The sequence below is a fragment of the Cyclobacterium jeungdonense genome (genome assembly GCF_010994275.1).
GTDB lineage: Bacteria > Bacteroidota > Bacteroidia > Cytophagales > Cyclobacteriaceae > Cyclobacterium > Cyclobacterium jeungdonense.
On sequence record NZ_WMCD01000004.1, the window covers coordinates 420,460 to 442,826 of the forward strand.

At 40.3% G+C, this 22,367-nt stretch carries 14 protein-coding genes; 4 read left to right on the forward strand and 10 right to left on the reverse strand.

The features are described from left to right. Nucleotides 1-140: 140 nt before the first annotated feature. From GKS34_RS11365 to GKS34_RS11405, 9 genes are all read right to left on the reverse strand, one after another. The gene (locus GKS34_RS11365; protein WP_163384931.1) at nucleotides 141-5,564 is read right to left on the reverse strand and encodes a PDDEXK-like endonuclease domain-containing protein; all 5,424 of its coding nucleotides are present in this window, start codon (nucleotides 5,562-5,564) and stop codon (nucleotides 141-143) included. 209 nt (nucleotides 5,565-5,773) lie between these two features. After that, nucleotides 5,774-6,172 carry a hypothetical protein gene (locus GKS34_RS11370; protein WP_163384932.1) on the reverse strand — a complete coding sequence of 133 codons (399 nt, stop codon included), beginning with the start codon at nucleotides 6,170-6,172 and terminating at the stop codon, nucleotides 5,774-5,776. After that, a complete protein-coding gene (locus GKS34_RS11375; protein WP_163384933.1) occupies nucleotides 6,172-6,570 on the reverse strand; it encodes a hypothetical protein in 399 nt (132 codons plus the stop codon). The genes GKS34_RS11370 and GKS34_RS11375 overlap by 1 nt, the downstream gene beginning before the upstream one ends. Nucleotides 6,571-6,580: 10 nt before the next feature. Beyond that, nucleotides 6,581-7,948 carry a DUF8370 family protein gene (locus tag GKS34_RS11380; protein WP_163384934.1) on the reverse strand — a complete coding sequence of 456 codons (1,368 nt, stop codon included), beginning with the start codon at nucleotides 7,946-7,948 and terminating at the stop codon, nucleotides 6,581-6,583. A 132-nt stretch (nucleotides 7,949-8,080) separates the two neighbouring features. Then, nucleotides 8,081-9,520, reverse strand: a complete 1,440-nt coding sequence (locus GKS34_RS11385; RefSeq protein WP_163384935.1) for a toll/interleukin-1 receptor domain-containing protein — start codon at nucleotides 9,518-9,520, stop codon at nucleotides 8,081-8,083. Between the two features lie 476 nt (nucleotides 9,521-9,996). Next, nucleotides 9,997-10,872, reverse strand: a complete 876-nt coding sequence (locus tag GKS34_RS11390) for a YihY/virulence factor BrkB family protein (protein WP_163384936.1) — start codon at nucleotides 10,870-10,872, stop codon at nucleotides 9,997-9,999. A 764-nt stretch (nucleotides 10,873-11,636) separates the two neighbouring features. Further along, nucleotides 11,637-14,411 carry a leucine--tRNA ligase gene (leuS, locus tag GKS34_RS11395; protein WP_163384937.1) on the reverse strand — a complete coding sequence of 925 codons (2,775 nt, stop codon included), beginning with the start codon at nucleotides 14,409-14,411 and terminating at the stop codon, nucleotides 11,637-11,639. 127 nt (nucleotides 14,412-14,538) lie between these two features. Further along, complete coding sequence (locus GKS34_RS11400; RefSeq protein ID WP_435380107.1) at nucleotides 14,539-15,414, reverse strand: hypothetical protein; 876 nt, start codon at nucleotides 15,412-15,414, stop codon at nucleotides 14,539-14,541. Between the two features lie 159 nt (nucleotides 15,415-15,573). Further along, nucleotides 15,574-16,479 (reverse strand): mechanosensitive ion channel family protein, encoded by a 906-nt coding sequence (locus GKS34_RS11405; RefSeq protein ID WP_163384939.1) that lies wholly within the window; start codon nucleotides 16,477-16,479, stop codon nucleotides 15,574-15,576. Between the two features lie 214 nt (nucleotides 16,480-16,693). Between GKS34_RS11405 and GKS34_RS11410 the strand changes: the two genes are divergently transcribed. From GKS34_RS11410 to GKS34_RS11425, 4 genes are read left to right on the forward strand one after another with little or no spacing between them, the layout of a single operon-like run. Beyond that, a complete protein-coding gene (locus GKS34_RS11410) occupies nucleotides 16,694-18,235 on the forward strand; it encodes a GNAT family N-acetyltransferase (protein WP_163384940.1) in 1,542 nt (513 codons plus the stop codon). Further along, the gene (locus GKS34_RS11415; RefSeq protein ID WP_240459277.1) at nucleotides 18,217-18,795 is read left to right on the forward strand and encodes a KdsC family phosphatase; all 579 of its coding nucleotides are present in this window, start codon (nucleotides 18,217-18,219) and stop codon (nucleotides 18,793-18,795) included. The genes GKS34_RS11410 and GKS34_RS11415 overlap by 19 nt, the downstream gene beginning before the upstream one ends. Before the next feature lie 14 nt (nucleotides 18,796-18,809). Next, on the forward strand, nucleotides 18,810-19,658 hold the full coding sequence (gene kdsA / locus GKS34_RS11420; RefSeq protein WP_163384941.1) for a 3-deoxy-8-phosphooctulonate synthase: 849 nt from the start codon (nucleotides 18,810-18,812) through the stop codon (nucleotides 19,656-19,658). Beyond that, nucleotides 19,655-21,358, forward strand: a complete 1,704-nt coding sequence (locus GKS34_RS11425) for a L,D-transpeptidase family protein (protein WP_163384942.1) — start codon at nucleotides 19,655-19,657, stop codon at nucleotides 21,356-21,358. The genes kdsA and GKS34_RS11425 overlap by 4 nt, the downstream gene beginning before the upstream one ends. Here the strand turns inward: GKS34_RS11425 and GKS34_RS11430 are convergent. Next, nucleotides 21,305-22,063 carry a murein L,D-transpeptidase catalytic domain family protein gene (locus GKS34_RS11430; protein ID WP_240459278.1) on the reverse strand — a complete coding sequence of 253 codons (759 nt, stop codon included), beginning with the start codon at nucleotides 22,061-22,063 and terminating at the stop codon, nucleotides 21,305-21,307. The genes GKS34_RS11425 and GKS34_RS11430 overlap by 54 nt on opposite strands. Nucleotides 22,064-22,367 lie beyond the last annotated feature (304 nt).

Consider the following 22,367-nt stretch of genomic DNA (forward strand, 5'->3'; position numbering starts at 1 on the left):
ATACCCAATGTTGGGCTTTCGTGCTTTTTATTTTTTTCGTACCGCGTTGACTAAGACAAACTCTTAGTCAAGCTTTGGCTGTTGCGTTGGCTTTGAGTGGCTTGACAATGTGTGTGGCTGTTGAGCGTTGAAGTCATTGGTTATCTTATTTCAATTATTTCAACTTCACTGTTTGTTTCGCCTATTGTTACCCTGTCTCCAATTGTTCTACCTTTTATTGAAGCAGCTAAAGGCTTCATAATATTTACAATTTGCACTCCACCAATAATTTCAGCACCATTAGTAGCATAGTCCACCAATTTCACTTTCAATTCCTTTTCATTACTTAGGAATTTGATTTTAACTATGCTATTAAGTTCGACTCTATTGTCAAAGAGAGAGTTTGGAATGAATTCTACTCGTTCTACTATTGGTTCTACTACTGGTTCTTGGTCTTTTTTCGAGAGCCGTTTAATTATAGACCATTCAGATTCGTAATAATTATTATCAACTGGTTTCCCATTGGCAGTAAAACTTTGGAATACTAAACGACTGATGTCATTGTAGATATCTAAAGGCAAGACATTGTATTCTATTTGCTCAAAATCATTGGAGATTACTTTGTAGCCTTGCAAGTGAAGTTGCTCTCGTGTCGAAATGTTTTCGGTCAAATGTGCTTTGAATTTTCTACGACCATTCTCATTGAAGTAAATGCCAATGATTTTTTCAGTTTCAACAGCTTCGATATGCACCAATTCCCCATCTTTATTCAATCCATTTATATATTCTTTCCCAATTCTTCTCGAAAGCAATGCATAAATATGGACTTTATTAATATGGCCTGATTGGTAGCACTGTAAAAGAAAACCAGTTTGGTGAATTTCATGAATTGGAATAACATAGTCAGCTTCCAACGGCTCATCATCTGTCAGAATATATGTACCTGACTTAAATAGGTTGAAGTATCGAAGAATTTTATTTGAACTTGGACTTGAATCTGTCTGCTCAAGATGTTCTATCCTAGTTTCTTCGTCATCTGTATCAAGGTCCAACCTCGAACCTTGCATCTCTATTGAATCATCCGTATTTACGTCTCTTTCTTCTTTTGTATTTGATTCTAGATAATCTAAATCCCTAACATGTTCTGTTTCCTTTTCCTCAAAGACAGGAATCATGTTCCAAAATGGTTCTAATGCTTTTTCTCTGCTGGTGTAATACTCATAACCTCGCACTCTGAAAAATTGCCAACCACACCTTTCAAGTACTTTCTGACGCATTGTGTCATTTTGATGCTGCTCTGGACCATGCCATTTATCACCATCACATTCTATGGCTATTTTGGTGCCATCAGGAAGCAGAGCAACCATGTCGATTCTATAACGACCTTTTGCTACTTCGTATTGAGGTATTATACTGAGTTGCTTTCTGATAATATCATTGTAAACGTCAACTTCAAACCAACTGTCGAAAGGCTCAGGTTGTGTTCCCATTCTCCTTTCTATCGGTGTATTGAAAATCGGTTGGTACGAGCTGTAATTTTTGAAATGGTCTAATAGTTTGTAACGCAAATCATTTGTATTACTTAAATCGTCTAACTGTACCGAATGGAACAACCAAATCTGCTCTTTGGCTCGACTTACTGCAACATTGAACCGTCTTTCGTCTTCTGGTTTTACAAGTGCTGACCTATTGTGATTGTGAGCAGTAACCAAGCTTAAAAAGATAATATCCCTTTCATCACCCTGAAAGGATGAAGAGTTTCCGCAAACAATATTACGCTTATGAAATTCCTTTTCTCCAATTCTTTTCAGGAGTAGGTTTTCAATCACACTTGCTTGTTGATTTCCCTGAAGGGTTATCACTCCGATTGTCTTCCCATTATAGTTTTCGTCTTCGACTAACTTCCCAATTGTTTCAGCAATGTAATTTGCCTCTGGCTCATTAACAATTCTTGCGCCTCTGCCTTCTGTGTAGCCTTTGGCGCAAAACTCTGCCACCAATGGTTCAAGACGATTTTCTGAATATTGTTTAAGTGGATAAAGTCCTTTTCCATCAGGGGCATAAAAATGACGATTTGAGAACTCAATTATTTCAGGCATACATCTGAAGTGTTCCCTAAGAACCGTAACTCCATCACAGAAAAATTTAGCATGGTCAAAGAAGCTAAATTCTGTACCATAAAAATCTGATCTTGGAATACCATTGAGGTGTCTATTTATATGTGGTGTCATTGTGTTAGCATCTACACCTACATATTCAGGAGATGTTTGTTTATCGTCTCCTACAATAATTATATTTTTTGCAATGTAAAGCAAGAAAATGGCATCCGGCCCGAGTTGGCTGGCTTCATCAATTATGACGTAATCGTACATCTCCTGTTCTGGCTGTATTGTTTCAGCAACCTTGTATAACGGCATAATCCAACAAGGGACAGAGTCTTTGCAATGTTCCATTTCTTGTTGAGCAATCTTTCTAAACTTCATTGCTCTTTTGCTTTTTCCGGTCTTACCAATTTTCTTTACTGCCATTACCCATGCATCTAAATGCTGTCTTAAAGAGCGGCTTTGTTGAAGACCTTCAACAACCTTATACCATGCTTTCTTTGAAGCGAGCTTTGCAGTCAGTTTTCTTTCCTTCCGTTCTAATTCATTTAAGTTTTGAATAAGTTGGTTTTCATAATTCATATCCATCAGCTTTTCAAGTTGATGTTGTGCATTTCTGAAATAGATTGCTTGTTTTAGATTTTGTACATCTTGGTCTGAAAAAGAATTCTCCTCCACAGATTTTACCGTAGATGGGAGTTCTGAATTAACTTCTGAACGTAGGTTATTAAAATTTATAAAATTCTCTTGAGCATAAATCAATTTATTGAGATTAATCAGTAACTCGTCATAAATGTGATAGTCCATTTTATCATACGCTTCAAGGATATCCTCTTTAATAGGATGAAAGTTGCCATGATTCAGGTATGCTTTGGATTGATTAACCAAATCTTTATGCTCGGATATACTTTCAGTTATCTTGCTAAACTCAGCTTTTAAAGCAGCTGTTTTTAGATTTTCTTTATCAAAGAGTTTTATTTGCAAACTACTAATGGATTCAATAGCCGATTTTAATGCGTTTGCTTCATCCATTAACTTTGACATTCGCTGAACCTCGTATTGGATTTGCTGGAAAAACGAAAACTTCTTGAATAACGAGCTCCCTTTAGGCACTTCATTTTTCCAATTCTCTGAAAGCTCAATAAAGTCTTGTTGAAATGAAATATCCTTCAATACAATTTCATACTCTTCTACGGTATCGCAAGGACTTCCATTGACACGAACCGATTCAATAAAGTAAAGTCGTTCTTTTATTTCTCTTGGTAGAAAGGGCTTTTTAATTGAAAAGGTAAATCCTGTTAATGGATTGCCTTCATTTAAGTAGGCAAGAAGTATTTGAGCATCATTTTTAAGCTGCTTTAAACTTTTGCCTTGAGGATAAGAGACTTCTATATCCTTATCAATCTTTCGTAAATCATGTTTTTCGAACTTTTCGAGTACTGCTTTAGAATGATTCAAAGTTTGCAACCATTCCTGATTCCTGCCTTTTAAAAAGGATTCTACAACGGTAGAAGTGAAGTCGATCTGGAATTTATCAACTTCGTTGCAATAGTTTTGAAGGTTATTTAGGTGTTGAAATAGTTGCTCAAAATCTGAACATGTAATATTTAGGCTAGCATCTTTTGGAAAGGAACCATTCGCAAGCTTGTCAGTAAGGATTGAATATTCCTTTAACTGGGCAGAAGTAAGTAATTTATCGGGGTTGGGAATTTCAAAATCAAATTCATCAGTCTCAATTTGCTTGTAACTTTCATGCAGTTGAATGAATTCCGTTAGCCGCGTAAGCAACTCATTATTTTCAATATTGCTGAATTCGTCTTCATACCATCCAAATAATGGGGTGTCTCTTTCAAGATTTTCAGCAATTTCAGTTAAAGTTCCTTTGTATTTCTCGTTAATCTCCTGTTTTCGAGTTGCTTTTTCTTTGACAGCCAACAATTGATGTTTTGCAGTTGCTTCTTTCTCTTTTGTTTCTTTTAATTCATCTTCATACTCATCAATTTGTGATTGATATTGAGTTAGATTGGCTCTTGACAATTCATCATTTATGGCATTGACGCTAGATTGTAAGTCTTGGATGGAAGATGAATCTCCACTTAAAAGGTTTACTGCCAAATCCTGAAATTCAGGTGGAAGCTTATCTTTTAGAACTTCCAATGCTCTTTTTGTATAGGCGGTAATCAAAACCTTTTTTCCGTTAGCGAGTAAGTGACAAATTAAATTGGCAATAGTGTGTGACTTTCCTGTACCTGGAGGGCCTTGAACGAGAACCTTATTGTTTCTTTTGGCCTTTTCAACTATCTCTAATTGTTCGTCATTGTATTCCTTCGGGAAAAATATAGGCTCAATCTGTGAACCATTAAATGAGTTACCTGATAGTGAATTATCATCTTCAATATTTGGGTGGATGCCTATAAGGTCATTTATTGTCGGAATTTCAAGACTATCTTCACCATTTTCAATATTCTCTAATATCTTCTCATATAGAGCGGTAAAGCTTCGTGTATTTCTTTTTCTAAGTAAGAGAGCTGGGGAAAAAGTTATATTTGGTTTTGAAGGTGTTCTATTTGGCTTTTCAATTAAATGGTTATAGCTACCATCAGGAGAGACCCTTTCTGCAAACATTTGTAGGGCATCTTCTGTGTTGCTAAAAATTGTTTCAATATTTTTCTCTTTAATGTAGTTCTCTACCGCCTTTTCGGCATCTATGATGTTTTGCGAATCAAACTGGTCAAATAAGTCAAGGATGGAATCAGTTTCAATTTGAGGCGCAGATTCTAAGTTTGGTGAAACGAAAATTTGTGAGTCCTTTTGAGAGTACTCGAAGTTAATATCGACTTTTTGGGTTAAAATATGTCTGAAAATCTTAGGTCTTTCATCATTCTCCTTGAAGTTCAAGAGTCCGACACCAACAACCAACTCGTACTCTTCTCCAAATTGCTGGGTTTTGTTGAATATTCGGAAAAGTTGCCTATAAACAGCATTTAGTTTTTCATAGTTCTCATGTTCAATTCTATATGCTTCAATTTTCTCGTTATATTCTATCAGGTCATCAATCCATTTTTTGTCAATGTATTGCTGTAATTCTTTTTCAAGTTCTGGGAAATCTTCAATGGAAAGAGTTTCTCCATTGATTTCAAATGTTTCCTTTAACTTGGGTTCATCTTCTTCACTTAATAATGTTGGCTTGTCAATCCATTTTTCCAAGTTTTCTGTAAGCTTGGCAAATTCTGGTTTCGCTGGCTCTTTAGGCTTTCTTACTTTCAACCAATAGTCGTTGTCTTCATTGAAGGCGGGTCTGATAATGTTTTCAAAAAGCTCATTTTCGGGAATGTCGTTCAGCCAAAATTTCTCAGGATATTGTGTATCTTGAGCGTCGATGTCGCGGACAGGGTTACTTCTAAGTTTCGAGAACTCTTTAAGGTAATTAAATATTTGTAAGTATTTGTCCTTTTTCATTTCACTCATTTCTTCCTTTGCCAATTTATCAATTTCCTGTCGAGCGTTGGCAAAAATTCAGGCTCTTTTGGTTTTTTTCGTTGGCTTTGTGTGTCGGCAAAACCAAATTTGCCTGAATGTGCGGTCGGCCTTTTTTGCATGTTGCCCAACATTAAATGTATGAATCGTAGCTTTGGTCTGTGCGTATACCTTGCGGGGCTATGATTTCATCCATGGTGTTAGCTGCTTCTTAATTAATAACTGGAATTGTAGTGTTCTCCAGGGTTTTCTCTTGTGAACCAACGTCTGCTACTCTCATAATTTGAGGTTTTTCCATAATAGGTTTTTCTAAATCTATCCATAGCAGCTCTAAATTGACCAAGAATTAAGACAGCATCACTGTTAGATGGAAGCTCATTTTCATCAAGCAGATCAAGAAATTCAATTGTTGGTTGAGTTTTTAATATTTCTTTTAGTTGGTCCAGAACCCTGTTAATCATTTTAATTTTAAGTTTATTTAATGCTTCATCAGGTTTCTTTTTTGAAAGCTCTTTTGTTTCAGCTATCAATGAATCTATTAATTCAGAAAGCATTTTATACTTTTCAATCTCTGCTTCGGTTGGATATTTTGAATTATCTTTTTTCTTCGCCATTATTTTATCTTTTTTGGTTGTGCCGTTTTGATATCTGATTTCTTACCATCAATTCTCCAAAACCAGTTGTATACGTATCTATTTCCTTCAAATTTTTGGTCCGCATAAATATTGTCAGCCCTGAGCTTTTCGAAACAATTAAGATATTGGGACATAATGAAAGTTACATCACTGTTTGAGGGTAGCTCATCCTCATCGAATTCATTAAATGAGTCAAATGGTTTGTACTTATCGCCTAGAATAGTATTCGCCTCCTGAATTACTTCGTTGATGAATATAAGTTTGAATTTATTTACTCCATCGTTTGGAGATTTTTTAGCAAGAACTCCAATTTCTGAAAGAAGCCCTTCAAGTTGGGTCTGATATTTTTCGAAATTGTCTACTTCTTTTTTATTCATTTTCTTTTGGTTATGATGGGCAATTTCTTGTAAACTCTACATACCTTTTTTTCAAGACATCAATCGGAAGTCGTTGATTACCTCTAAAAAGTGTATTCATCATTTTTATGTCTTCATCGGTAAGTACCAAAATACATTTTCTTTGGCCAGCCCAAAGGTCCATTATGTTTTTTAGAACCTTTTTAGGAGGATCATTTCTAGAAACTAATACTCCGAATCTGCCAAATTGATCTTTCAAATATCGATTCAATTGATCAACATGGTCGTTATTCAATTCTTTTACATTTTTGAGTTCAAATACAATTTGCCGACAATCATATTTTTGAAAAATCTCTTCCAAAAAATTATATGATTTATTATTGTAAAATATTAAGTCCCTAATGCTTACCCCGCTAATTGTTCTACTTTGTTCTTGTGCAAAGTCTAATTGAGGATAGAAAACAGTAGCTAGCATAGAACATACATTATCTTCAAATTTCATATCCGCATTATCTGTCTTACCGGTCGGTAATTTTAGAATAGTAGAAGTCTTCTTAGAAACAGAAGTTTTCGAAATAGGTTTAAAGATTGGATCGTTCTTACAATTTGCTTGTTGCTGTTCTTTGATTTTTAAATAAGTCTCAATTACGTCATAGTTGTGTCTATTGTAATTGAGTAGAGGAATGCGGTCTTTCTCACCGCTTTCATCAATTTCTTTGACATAAAAGTTAGAATAGTAGTCATCAAAATTTATCCAAGGGATTGCTCTAATCCATCGTTTTGGGATAAAAAGAATTGGATCATTGTTTTCAGGATTTACTGGAAGGTGAGTCTGCTCGGATACAATCTTGTTTTTTCGATAATCATAAACCGAGTCTAATATCACCTTCTGTATAGGGATACCATATTTTTCACACTGTTCAATTGTATAGTCTACCAAAAATGACTTAATAAAACTGCATGTAAAATCGCTAATCCTGTCTCTCGAAATTCCATCAACGAACAATTGGATACTCTCAAAATGGATAAAACCTGATTGGTTTACTTGCGGAATTGATTTGAAAAGGCTTAAAATCTCAAGCGCTGTTTTTTTACCTATTGGTTTGCCGATTCGAGTTTTTGAATTACCTAAACCCACTTCGTTACATTCACTTGTCTGAATAAGTATTTCGATAGCCTCGTTTTCTTTTCCTTTATTTAACAGAAACCCTAGATTATTAAATGAGTTGATTGAAGCTGTATGAAGTGAATTATCCTGCAGCGAAGGTGATTTCCAAAGTAAAAATGGATCTACATATAGCGGAATGTCTTCATTGAGATAGGGAATAGCAAAGTCAACTTCCTCCTGAGTAAAAAGGATGTTATGATAATCGTTAATTCTTGGTCTAATTATTCCCATGAGTAAGTATTGCAGCTAACGTTTTAGCTATGAGCAGTAGCGTCCCGCAGGGCGCTATTGCTTATACGTTTTGTTACAGCGTTTTCATGCTTGGCTTTACAAGCCGCACGAAAACTTAGATGTTAGCCACAGTTATTTATATTTTCCAATTTTATCAAAGTCAAAGACATTTGTTAAATGCGGGAATTCGTTATGAAACCTTTGAATCCTGTCCGCTCCTTTTTCCCTAATTACTTCAATCTTTTCTTTGAGCTCATCTTTGTCTTGAACCCCAAACAAGCTTTTGATTTTGTTGAAATGTCTTTCTGAAATGCACTTTTCAATTATAGGTAGTCGATAAGTGTGGTAAACAGTCAAATGAGGCCACCATGCAAAATGTCCAAAGGTTGAAGGATCAAATTGGAAGCAAGAAACATAATACAACATTATGTCAGTTTCTTTAATTTCATCGAATTTGAAATCTTCATGTATACGCTCTTTAATGGTATCTGCTGTAACATCCGCACGATTAAGGCGCAACCTTTCACTCCGTCCTTTATTTAATGAATAGACTGGCTTATTTAAATGATAATACATTATTGGCTCTATTGGTCTATCTCGTTTACTGATAAGAAACGGATTGTAAAGCATATACTGTAATTCCTTAAATAGTTCATTCTTGATTAGGAACGATGTGAAATACAGAAACAATTCATAGTTGAAGAAATTAAAATGATCTGAAATGCCCTGATCAGAATATTGGCTATTGAGTGTACGTGAGAGAAGATTTTCAAAGAACTTGTGAAAAATCTCGGTATCAAAAGTTGAGTATTTAGAGTATGTTTTAAGTAAGAGTAAGAATTCATCTCGAAAAATGGACATCTTTTCAAGTCGCTCTAGGACAAATTCATCCAATGGTTTATTTCGATCAGCTTCTTCTTCGCTGAATTGAAACTCCATGACTGAGTTTATAAAGACATCCAAATACTCATTTATAAAAATCTCTGTATTTGACTTGTTGTTCTTTAATGCATTTATCAAGGGCAGCAATTTGTTCGCTGTTTGACTTTTTATTGGGTCATCTTGGGTGATAAATGCAGGGGGTTCGCCTAATGGTGGACGTGATGATTTTGGTTTATCGAAGACGTTCCTGAGCAGTTGCTCATAATTGTCTTCATAATATTCTGGGTCAGAAAGATCTATGTAGAATCTACTATTTACGAAAGTTGGCAGGCATGCTTTTCCATCTTTTGATTCTCTTACAATTGGAATAAACTTGGTTTGATCTGCTTGAGAATAGATTTCATCTGAGATAATCATACTTTCAATTCCTACGCCCCCTTTTTTGTCATTAGCTTTTGCCTGATAGGAACCATTGCAGATCAAAAGTACGCGCTTAATATTTGGGTCATTAACCATTTGCTCCATAAATGAATATTTATCCATTCCCTCTAAAGCATCCCATTCATCTATAATGACATGAACTCCATCTCTTGAAAGTCTCTCGGCAAATTCAAGAGTCCAATTTTTGTTTTGAATTGGTTGCCAAGAATATGAGATGAAAATTTTTGGTGATTTTGTACTCTCTGACATTTTTTCTAATTGTGGCTAACTACTAGCTAACCGCAACCCTTGCGGATATTTCTCTTTTGGAAATGCAAGTAAGATCTCCTAAAAATAAGAAAAATGCAAGTATCCTCAACTAGATTTTTCATTTATATTCAGCTTATCGGACGGTAATCGCGCCGCAGGGGGGTAATTCCAAGGGCCTTGTTCAAATTCCAGCCCAAAAAGGGCTGAAATTAGCACCTGATAGTACCTATCCAGTCCCTTTTTCTGTGATGGATCTATTCGTAACCCTCGTCCTAAACGCATCCTAGGCAATCATTCCGTTGATCCGCTGATAAAAAAACGGGTCGGTATCTTCGCTTTTTTCCACTAAAAATTTTCTAACGCTATTCCGTGCTATCACCCGTGTAGCAACGGCTATACCTCTTTAAAAGGTAGCTAGTAAACGATACGTACCGGAACGAGGAAAATGACATCCTTCCTCTTTAAAGATCCACCGACTACTCCATTGCATGGCGCTCAATTTCGGAATTCAATTCTGCTCCCAGGAGAATGATAAAAGTGCTGATAAAAAGCCAAAGCATCAGAAAAACAACCGCCGACAGGGAGCCATAGATTTCACCTAAATTCCAGAAATGGCGGATGTAAAATGAAAATGCCCAGGAAGCCAAAAGCCACAAAATGGTGGCTAAAACGGCACCTGGAATGACCCAATGGAACGTAGGCCGTTTTCTTCCCGGTCCAAACCGATAAATCAGACCCATACTCCCCACCAGAATAAGCCCCATGATCAACCATCGAAGCCAACTGATCAGGCGTTCCATATTATCAGGTAAACCTATTTGTTCTATGATGGAAGGAAATGCCACAATCAAGGCCGCACTTAGAATGATTAGAATAATGGCCCCAAAGGTAAATAATAACGTAAGCCCATTGTGTTTTAGGATCCCCCTGTGACTTTTGATCTCATAGGCAATGTTTATTCCCCTAAACAATGATTTGGTCCCTATATTGGCAATCCAGATGCCCAGCAGAATGGCGAATACGGTACCCCAGCCCAGGGATTCTCCCGTGGATTGGATAAACTGATCCACCCGGTATTGGAGGATTTCATGGGTCTGCTCTGGCATCATGGAACTGATTTTGGATACCTGTTCCTCGATTTCCTGAGGATCCATGACGAAACCGTAAATGGAAATCAGGGCCATAATGGCAGGGAAAATGGCCAAAAAACCAAAAAATCCCACACCGGCCGAAACAATTATCACATTATTTTCACCAATCTGGTCTTTTACTTTTAGCAATATGGCCTTCCATTCGGAGAATGATAGTTCAGAAATGGATTGAACCTTTTTGTTCCTAATTTCCCTGGGCATGTGATTTGGAGCTCAATAGCTTTAAAGAAGCCTCCATTTGGAGATGGAGCTGCCTCTGACAAAATCTTTTTCCAATATACCGTAAATTACTGTGAATCGAATCAACGTACCCCCCACTTCGCAAGTGGGGGGGAGTACTTCAACCGGACAAGCTCGAGGTTCGGAACTCGAACGTTGCGGTTCGGAAGTCCCCCATTGATGTTCGGAACGGTACATTTTGACCCAAAAATCGAAATTTTCCGGTTAAAATTTAAAAAACCTGACAGGTTGACCGAAGCTTTTCGCATTTTCTGCTTGAAGAGGGTACTTCGGAAGTGGGGGGGAGTACTTCGGAACCCGGCGCGTCAGGTTCTGAACCGCAAGCTTGCGGTTCGGAACTGGGTCATGGCAGTTAAAAGTTGGAACGGTATGCCATTTTGGCGGCTGATCCGGGTAAAAACGTACTTGTTTGCGGTAAAAACGCGGATCGTTTCAGTTCTGAATTGCAGTATTGAAGTACGAAATCACCTCTTTGGGGCTGGAATCGAAAAATGGAGGCTTTATTTGGGGACAGACATAAATACGGGACCTTTTCCGTCTGTTAAAGCTAAATGCAACCAGATTACCTGCCACTCCCACATACATTTTTTCTTTCCCTTTGTTAAAAGGTGCATTTTCCACCCCAAATGGAATTTTCAATAACCCCTTGCTGCATATCCCCCATCAACCTCCCTTTCGGTTAACCATTTTAAACAAACACCATCTCTCGCCTCACCAAATATCCATCACAACACGATATTCACAATCTTGCCGGGAACGACAATTACTTTCTTAGGAGTCTTGCCAGCAATCCATTTTTGAAGGTCCTCATGGTTCAGGGCGGCCTTTTCTATCTCCTCTCTGGACAGGTCCGCAGGCAGACTTAATTTTAGGCGCATCTTTCCATTTACGGACACGGGGTACTCGTGGCTGTCTTCCACCAGGTATTTTTCTTCTGCCCGGGGATAGCTTTCATGAATGATGGATTGCTCGTGACCGAGCCTTTCCCAAAGTTCCTCCGCTATATGGGGAGCATAAGGAGATAAGACCACCAAAAGTGGCTCCAATATAGCGCGTTGATGACATTTCAGAGCGGACAACTCATTGACACATATCATAAAGGAGGAAACTGAGGTGTTAAATGAATGCCTATCTATGTCCTCCTCCACTTTTCGAATGGTTTTATGAAGCACTTTCAAAGCCTCTTTGCCCGGATTCTGGTCCGTCACCAGCCAGTTCCCTTTTGCATCGTAATACAGCCTCCATAATTTTTTCAAAAATTTAAATACCCCGTCAATACCATTGGTGTTCCAGGGCTTAAACTGTTCCAATGGCCCGAGAAACATCTCGTACAAACGCAAGGTATCAGCCCCGTAATGTTCTATGACATCGTCGGGATTGACCACATTGTATTTGGATTTGGACATTTTTTCCACCTCGGCACCACAGTAGTATTTGCCCTCCTCCAGAATAAATTCCGCATCAGCCAGGTCCGGACGCCAGCGTATGAATGCCTCTAAATCTAATTGGTCATTGTGTACTATATTGACATCCACATGCATGGGAATCACCTCGTAATCGCCGATCAATCCATGACTCACGAAGGTATTACTCTCTTTTTTCCGGTACACAAAGTTGGATCGGCCCTGAATCATCCCCTGATTGATCATTTTCTGGAAAGGCTCGGCTATGGGCACAAGGCCCCTGTCATAGAGAAACTTGGTCCAAAATCTGGAATACAATAAATGACCCGTAGCATGTTCTGCTCCTCCAATGTACAAGTCAACTGCACCCCAGTAATCTGCCGCTTCCTTACTGACGAAAGTTTCTTTGTTGGCCGAATCCATGTACCGGAAAAAATACCAACTCGAGCCGGCCCAACCCGGCATGGTACTCATTTCCAATGGAAAGGTTCCTTCTGGGGTGGTGTAGGTCCAGTTCTTCGCCCTTCCCAAAGGAGGTGCCCCATCTTCTGTGGGCAGGTATTTATCCACTTCAGGCAAGCGCAGTGGCAACTCTTTTTCATCTATCAAATACGGAAGGCCCTCTTTAAAATAAACAGGTAAAGGTTCTCCCCAATAGCGCTGCCGTGTAAAAATGGCATCTCTCATTTTATATTGGATTTTACCCTTTCCTATTCCCTTTTCTTCAAGGAATACAATGGCTTTATCCATGGCTTCCTGCATTTCCATTCCAGAAATAAACCCGGAGTTCATGATGGTTCCGCCCTTACCGGGAAAGGAACCATTTTCCATGCTCCCTTCAATTACCTGCCGGATTTCGAGGTTAAAATGTTGGGCAAAATTATAATCCCGCTCGTCATGAGCAGGAACGGCCATCACGGCTCCCGTTCCATAGCCCGCGAGGACATAGTCCGCAATCCAGATAGGAATTCGCTCTCCATTAAAAGGATTGGTGGCATAACTTCCTGTAAAGGCCCCTGAAATGGTCTTTACGTCTGTCATCCGGTCTCGCTCAGACCGGTTCTTTGCCTGGGAAACGTAGGCCTGCGCTTCTTCTTTTTGGTCCTCAGTGATCAATTGGCTCACCAGTTCATGCTCAGGAGCGAGTGCCAGATAGGTGACCCCATAGATGGTATCTATTCGGGTAGTAAAAACCTTAATGGTTTCTTCCATTCCATCTATCGCAAAGGACATTTCCGCTCCTACCGATCTTCCAATCCAATTTCGTTGCATCTCCTTGACTGGCTCGGGCCAGTCCAGTTCATCCAATCCTTTTAGCAAGCGCTCGGCATAGGCGGTAATCCGCATGCTCCATTGCATCATCCGTTTTCTTTCTACCGGATGTCCTCCACGCTCTGAATAGCCGTCTTTCACCTCATCGTTTGAAAGCACGGTCCCCAGCGCTGCACACCAATTTACCGTGGTCTCCGCCAAAAATGTAAGCCGGTATTGCAACAGTATCTTTTGTCGCTCTGATTCTGAAAAAAGGTGCCAATCCTCTTTGCTAAAAGCCGCTGAATCTTCATCACAGACAGCCCTGACAGTACGACTCCCTTCTTTCTCAAAAATCGACACCAGATGACTTATAGGTAGGGCCTTATCCGCATCCAGATCGTAATAGCTTTCAAAAAGCTGCATGAAAATCCATTGGGTCCATCGGTAATAGTCCGGATCGGAAGTTTGAACTTCCTTTTCCCAATCAAAAGCAAAACCTATGTTTTTGAGTTGTTCGGTGTAGCGTTTGATGTTTTCTGCGGTGGTTATGGCAGGGTGCTGGCCTGTCTGGATGGCATATTGCTCGGCTGGCAGACCGAAAGAGTCGTAGCCCATCGGATGAAGGACATTGAATCCCTTCAGACGTTTATACCGCGTTACAATGTCGGAAGCAATGTATCCCAGGGGATGTCCTACGTGGAGGCCTGCTCCGGAGGGATAAGGAAACATGTCCAGGGAATAAAATTTGGGTTTTTCAGGATCCGGCTTAGCATTAAAAAGCTTATCTTTCTCCCATCGATCCTGCCATTTTTTTTCTATGGCGCGAAAATTATACTCAGACATGTGCTGTTTTGGTCAGTTTTTTTGATCGTTTCGATTTCAAAATTATAAAAAATATCCGTATTCATTTTGAAAGGAGCGGGAGATATGGAAAAATAGTAAGATTAATGGTAGCTAAATCGATAGATTTTTACCAAAACCTAAATCCTCTACCCCTGTTTCTAAAAATCCAATTGTCCCAAATATCCTGAGAAAAATAAATTTCTGCACCAAAATTCAAGGTAAAATAGCCATCGTACCTTGCTTCTGGTTCATTAAGTCTGGGGTCTCCGCTTCCCCTTCGGGGCGCTCCCCTGCTATTTCGTATCATTTCTATATTGGGCTCGCCGTTGGGAAGCAGGTATCGCCCTTGCCTGACAGATAGCCGAAGCCGATCCGGATTTTCTCCGGAAACATAATCCGCAATCAGTTCTTCGTGGTAACCCGAAATATTGAAGGTACTGATATCATCCAGGTAATCAGAAAGCGTGAAGCGATAGTTGCCCTCCATAAAAAAATCCATGTACACATTTACCTTGTATTTTAATCCCAGTCCCATTGGGAAAACCATAACAATGTCTGAATACAATTCATTTTCGGTTCGAAGCGGCCTTAAATCAACCCATTGATCCCTGTACCGGGTTTTAGGCTGGTTAGTGGTAGCACCTACACCAAAAAAAATATAGGGATTCAGAAATTCACGGGTGATGTTGTACACCTTTACTGGCTTGTAATAGTATTCAACCAGAAAGGCTGCCTCCCAGTTTCGGCTTCTGAAATGCAGGTCTCTGGGAATCCGACCACTTCTTGGATCTGCTTTCACGTCCTGCCCGGAAATTTCAATAAAGGTAATGTCAGTTCTGGCTTTTAGGTTTGTTCCAAAGGTATACCGTGCACTAAAAGCGGCATTATAATCCGGCTGTATGCCTTCATAGTATTGCCAAAGTGCATATAGGTCACCGAAATATTGAGAAGGCCCTACCTGTAATGAAAAAGACCAGGGCTCTTCGAATCGAAATCGATACATGCTTTGCGCAAGTAGTTCTTTAGAAGAGACAATTAAAAAAAAGGCTAAAAAAAATACGGTTCTTATCATATCATAAAACTACGTCACCAGATCCCATCCCGATTAATCCGTTGATATTTAAAGGCCTAAAGATAAATGAAAAGGGCATAATAAAAAAAATTAGGAAGAGGTAAATTTTTCAAGACCGGAGCGTATATGCAGGTCTCGCTGGGGAAAAGGGATTTCTACCTGTTCCTCCCGAAATTTAGCAAATATGGAATAGTAAAGTTGACTTTTTAGAACTTTCGGTTTGCTCGTGTATTCCGAAGTCCAAATCCTGAGGTTGAAATCAATACTGCTGTCGTTATATTGCTCGAAGAGCACATCCGGCTCTGGATATTTTAGTACACCCGTATTGTTTTTGACGACCTCCATCAGGATTCGTTTAATTTTTTCCGGATCCTCCTTGTACGAAACTCCTACAGGTATGTTAAACCGGATATTCCGGTCATTATGCGACCAGTTTATCACGGGGTTGTCGATAAACTGGCTATTGGGTAATATGATGGAAATATTATCATTGGTAAGCACCATGGTGGACCGGGCGGATATTTTTATCACATCTCCGTTTACGTCATCTACTTCGATTCGGTCACCCACTTTGATCGGCCTTTCGACGAGAATAATCAAGCCACTGATAAAGTTATTGGTGATATTCTGCAACCCAAAACCAATGCCTACACCTATGGCTCCAGCGAGTATTCCCAGCGCACTCAGGTCCACATTGCTGTTTTGAAGGATCGTGACCAGACCAAATATGATAAAAATGTATTTGAAAATGGTCGCAATGGACTGCCGGATACCCAGGTCTAGATTATAGCGTGCTAATATTTTGTTTGCTAGAAACTTCCTGGCTATTTCGGAAATAACAAACAAGAGTATGATGGATAAGGTCAAACCTATAAATAAACCGATGGTCAGCTTGGTCTCGCCAAGCATTAATAATTTTAGGTTTAAAAATTCATTGAACTTCTCCAAAAATGCCCCGAAATCGCCATTTTCTATATCTTCTATTATCTCATCCATAATTTATGGGGTTAATCCGTTAGCTAATCAACTCTTCTCTCATCAAATAGTTGTTAGACCAACTCTGAAAATTTCCAAAGTCCATCTCCAGAAAAGAATTCCCGGATTTTTATCCACGTAAATTAGCCTTTTTATTGAAAAAATGAGGATAATTTCGCAGTGTATTTACACCTTTGGCAGTCAATTTAGGTAAATTTGTGCTTAATTTTACGATATGAGTAAGCAAAAAGAAGAACTCGAACACCGACTAAAACTCCGAAACATCAAGCTTTCCGATTTTGATGATATTCGTAAAATCATGGTTTCGGCCTACAAAACCCAGGGAATGACATGGACGAAGGAGGAATTTGAGAATCAATTGAATGCCTTCCCAGAGGGCCAAATTTGCCTGGAAGACAATGGCAAAGTAGTCGCCGTTGCTTTGAGTCTTATAGTGGATTACTCCAAATACGGAGACAATCACAACTACGATCAGATTACAGGATATGGGAAATTTGATACCCATGATGAAGACGGGGACACCCTGTATGGTACGGATGTATTTGTAGATAAAGAATACCGCGGCCTACGTCTGGGCAGAAGGCTATATGATGCCCGTAAGGAACTTTGTGAAAACCTTAACCTCAGATCCATTATTGCAGGGGGTAGGATACCGGGATACAGCAAATATGCCGACCAGATGTCTCCCCGGAAATACATTGAATTGGTAAAAAATAAGGAAATTTTTGATCCGGTTCTTTCATTTCAACTCGCAAACGAATTTCATGTCCGAAAGGTAATCACCAAATACCTTCCGGAAGATACGGACTCCAGGGCCTACGCTACCCTCCTGGAATGGATAAATATCTATTACGAAAAGGACGAAAAACTTATTGGCAATAAGAAAACCATCGTCCGTCTGGGATTGGTACAGTGGAAAATGAGGCGGTTTAATGATGTGGACGACCTCATGCAACAAGTAGAATTTTTCGTAGATACAGTTTCCGATTACAAATCCGACTTCTGCCTTTTTCCGGAGTTTTTTAATGCCCCTCTATTAGCCGAATTTAATAAAATGGATGCTTCGGAAGCCATCCGAAACCTGGCAGATTATACGGAAGAGATTGTCAACCGCATGCGAGACCTGGCACTTTCCTATAATGTGAATATCATCGCAGGTAGCATGCCGGAATACGACAACAAAAAACTTCGGAACGTCAGTTACCTTTGCCGAAGAGATGGCACTATGGACAAGCAATACAAGCTCCATATCACCCCGGATGAACAGTCCTACTGGGGACTTCAGGGTGGAAACGGGATCAAAGTCTTCGATACCGATGCGGGAAAGGTTGGAATCCTAATCTGCTACGACATTGAATTTCCTGAGCTGAGTCGGATTTTGGCTGAAAAGGAGATGGATATCCTGTTTGTTCCTTTTTGGACAGATACAAAAAATGCCTACCTTAGAGTAAGTACCTGTGCGAAATCAAGGGCCATCGAAAACGAATGCTACGTTGCCATTACGGGTTCGGTTGGTAACCTGCCGAGGGTAGAAAATATGGATATTCAGCATTCGCAGGCGGCCATTTATTCGCCCTCTGACTTCTCCTTCCCACATGATGCCATTATAGCAGAGGCATCGCTTAATACGGAAACCACCATCGTAGCGGACGTAGACCTGGATTTATTGACCAAACTCCGCAAAGCCGGCAGCGTGAGAAATTTGGCTCAACGGAGATTGGATCTTTATTCCATCCAATGGAAAAACAAAAGGTGATGGACTATTTTAGCCATATTAGCACCGATATCCTACATCGGGCGAAAAAAATCAAACTTCTTCTTACGGACCTGGATGGGGTGCTCACAGATGGCGGAATCCTTCTAGATGACCAGGGTATGGAGTACAAAAGATTTCAAGTGAAAGACGGGCAAATTATACGGTACTTACAGGAAACCGGAATCCAAGTGGGGGTCCTTTCGGGTAGAGATGTAGCCGTTTCTAAAAAGCGTTGTGATCAAATGAAGGTGGATTTTCACTTGCATGGAGTAAGGGATAAGTGGGGCACGATAGCGGAAATTTTGGAACAGACCAACACTTCCACAACTGAAGTGGCCTATATAGGAGACGACCTGATCGATCTGGAATTGCTGCAAAAAGTAGGCTTTTCAGCGGCGCCGGCAGATGCCATGGACTACATATGCGATAAAGTACATTATGTCACTTCAAAGCCTGGCGGCGGCGGCTCGTTTCGCGAATTGGCGGACCTGATCTTGTTTGCCCAAGGCAACCTGCACTCAATTATTTCCACAACTTCCCAATCTGAGTCTGACAATTAAACCAAACCCTACCTATGGAAAGAAGTTCTTACACCATGACCATCCGTGATCAACTGATTTTAGGAGGAAATAAGCCGGTGTTGTTTTCCGGCCCCTGTGCCGTGGAAAGCCTCGACATTTGCCTGGAAATCGGAAGTAAGGTGAAGAAGTATGCCCAAAATCATGGATTTGAATATGTTTTTAAGGCCTCCTTTGACAAGGCCAACCGAACTTCCGGTAATTCCTTTCGGGGGATTGGGTTTGATCAGTCCCTGAAGGTGCTCGAAGAAGTCGGGAAGCAGCTGGAAGTTCCCTTACTTACTGATGTACACGAAAGCTACCAGGTAGAATCTGTGGCTTCTGTTGTAGATGTCATCCAAATCCCTGCATTTTTGTGCCGGCAAACCGACCTTTTACTGGCTGCGGGAAATTCAGGAAAAGCAATCAAAATAAAAAGGGGTCAATTCATGGCCCCCGAAGACATGCAATTCGCCGTAGATAAAATTCGCTCCACAGGTAATCAGAACGTATGCCTGACAGAGAGAGGCTTTGCCTTAGGCTACCACAACTTAGTGGTGGACATGCGCGCGTTGCCCATTATGAGGCAGTTTGCGCCGGTGGTGTTCGATGTGACCCACAGTGTGCAGCAGCCTGGCGCTAATCAGGGTAGCAGTGGAGGTCTCCGCCAGATGGCTCCCTATTTGGCTCGTGCGGCAGGAGCTGCTGGGATAGACGGCTTTTTTATAGAAACCCATCCCGAACCCTCCAAAGCACTCAGTGATGGCCCCAATATGGTTCCGCTTTCCCAAATGGAAGCATTCCTTGGTATGATCAGGGAGGCTTGGGAGATTGGTGACCGTTATAAAGAATTTTCACTGTTATGAGGTCATTTATCGTTTTCCGGACATTACTGATTCTCATTTTGTCAATCCTGTCGGAAGGGGCCTTTTTTCCGACCCAGGCTTTTTCAAATGATAGTAACATTGCCGCGGAAATCAGATCCTTATTGGAAGGAAACGAAACCCAGATAAGCGTTGCGGGCAACCCCTCACCTATCCATTCCAGATCCACCCTGCTCACCTTTTACTTCGAGAGAGCCTTTCTTCCTGGCTGGTCTGAAGCACTACAACCCACGTGTAAGGCAAGGGAGCTCCTATATTTAATTCGTCAGGCGGGATTTGATGGACTGGTACCGGAGGATTATCACCTTGAGTCTCTCAATACCCTTTTTGATAAAGATATGGAGGGAAAATCCCTCGCGGAAAGAGAACTAGCGCTGCTGGATATTCTACTTAGTGATGCATTCCTCACGTACGCCCATCATCTATATAAAGGTAAAGTTCACCCCGAACACCTAAATGGTATTTGGGATATCCAAACCAAACAAACCGAACCTAGCGTATTAGGAAGATTGAACCGGGCGCTTTCAGGCAACCATGTTAAAGAGGAGCTTCATAGCCTACGTCCAAAATTGCTTGTATACGAAAGGATGCGCCTTTCCATGAAAAAATACCACGGAATGGAAAAAGCGTACGAAGATAAAAACTGGATACCGTTATCCATCGAGGAATCCCTGAAAGTCACTCAAAGAAACGAACATGTTCCCCACATTCGGGAAAAGCTGATTTTCTGGAAAGACCTGGAAAGCTACCCAGTCATTGCGGAGCAGAGGGATTTTTACGATAGTACCATGGCAGAAGGGGTGAAAAAATTTCAACTGAGAAATGGCCTTCAGCCGGATGGAATCCTTGGCCGAGCTACAATCGAAGCCCTTAACCAGCGTCCGCGACAATTAATGGACAAACTGGCCGTGAATATGGAACGGCTGAGATGGCTCCCCGACACCACCCTGCAGGAGTTTATTCTTGTGAATATTGCCAACTATTCCTTGGATCTGATCCGCGAGCGGGACACGCTTCTTCATTCTAAGGTGATTGTCGGAAAATCCTACCGAAAAACACCGGTATTTAATGCTACCATGAGCTATCTGGTTTTTAGCCCAACATGGACGCTTCCGCCGACCATCCTAAAAAACGATGCCCTACCTGCTATCAGGAAAAATATCAATTACCTGGCTCAAAAAAATATGAAGGTAATAGATCACTCAGGGCAGGAAATTAATCCTAACTCAGTGGATTGGCAGCAGATGAATGGAGACAATTTTCCTTACCTGATCCGGCAAAGCCCGGGCCCACAAAATTCCCTGGGATTGGTTAAGTTTATGTTTCCAAATAAATACAGTGTTTACATTCACGATACTCCATCCAGAGAATTATTTTACAGAGAAGACCGTGCGTTGAGTTCCGGCTGTATTCGCATCGAAAAACCTTTTGAATTGGCACAATTACTATTGAAAGACCAACCCCTCTGGTCGGATGAAAGGATCCGGAGTGCCATGAACGGAAAAAAAGAACAAATCGTCAGACTCGACCGAAAGATCCCCGTCATCATCCTATACCTTACCTTTTGGACCGATTCAAACCATCGGGAAAATATTCGAAGGGATATTTATGATCGGGACATCGAGTTATTAAAATTGCTGCGGACCCCTCTCATTGCCAGCGTTGTGGGAGATAAAAACTGATTTTTCCTTGTATGATTCCTGGCTGGCATGAATGTATAGGCAGCTTTTGTCCTGAATTAGGTCGATCACCTCTTCATAGTTCTCTTTTGGAAGCGCGGGGCATCCCAAACTTCTACCCAACCTACCATACCTCTTGACAAATGTTTCTGTTGCATAGTCAGCCGAATGGATTACAATAGCCCTGGATCTGGCTTTATCGTTGATTCCTTTCTCCAACCCATCCAAACGCAACGAAGCTCCGTGCTTGCCCACGTACCTTTCTCCAGTAAGGTAAAAGCCCAAACTGCTCATAAAACTTTCTGACTTATTGGAAAATTTTCTGGCGAGTAACTCTCCGGAATTCCTACCGTGAGAAACAAGTGATTCATGCGTCAGCCTTTTGGTTCCCATGTCGATGATCCATAATCTTCGTTCGGTAGACGGCAAATCAAAATCGATAACTGTTAGGGGTTTTCCCTCCCGTAACATTCCGTTTTCAATTAGAATACGGTAACCTTGAACAGCTTCCTTCAAAACCTCTTTCCTTAATGCTGGAGCTTCTTTCTTTAAATTTAGCCAAATGCTTTCTACCAATTCAGGATGAACGTTCCGCTCCGTTGGCATTAGTTGCGTCGTAGCTTTTAAATCAGAGAGATTCAAATTTGCATCACCAGAAGAAAACATTGGGCTGGCGAAAAAAACAAGGATAAATACTAGTTGTTGCATGGATTAAATTTTAGGTGCATGCGGTGCAGGTAAGAAAGATAGTAACCTAAGTACAAATAAAGAACAGCATTTGATTAAAATTAAGTTTCACTCTTTTTATTTATTTTGATATTTTTCTTTGGGCTATTATTTTTTCTATTTTGAACCCAAAAGGCTTATTTTCTTGTTGATTGGCTTGAAAAACTCTTGACAACAAATGGTTTGCTGCCCTTTTTCGTTTAAAAGCCAGTAGTCCTGAAAATAAACCTGGAAATTTTGTTGAGTTTTTTTGGAACGAATGATAAACAAAGCAAAGGGAATCCCA